General features: G+C 42.5%; 1 pseudogene. It reads right to left on the minus strand.

The annotated features are described in order from the left end of the window. Nucleotides 1-332: pseudogene (locus tag NE665_RS24200) on the minus strand (hypothetical protein); the annotation flags it as partial.

Raw genomic sequence — 332 nt, forward strand, 5'->3', positions numbered from 1 at the left:
TAGCAAGACAGCAATCCTTCAGATGAAGCTGAGACGCTGATTTTTTCAAATAGGTGCGATTGTACAGCCCGGTGAGAGAATCGTAATTAGCAATTTGCAAAAGACTTTCATTCTGCTTATTCAAAACCTCCTTGCCAATATCGGCACTGGCATTCGAAACATAAGAGACATAGAGGATGGTAAGAAACGCCCCAAAGCTGTTGCATAGAAATAAAAGCTGTAAGGAAACAGCAGGCTGAGGATAGACGATCGTTTCCTTGCTTTGAACATACAGCAAAAAGAAGGTGAGCATATGCAGGATGGAAAACAGATAGGGGATATAGGGACTGCGA

This window comes from Clostridium sp. DFI.1.208 (assembly GCF_024463855.1).
In the GTDB taxonomy this organism is placed as follows: Bacteria; Bacillota_I; Bacilli_A; order Erysipelotrichales; family Erysipelotrichaceae; genus Clostridium_AQ.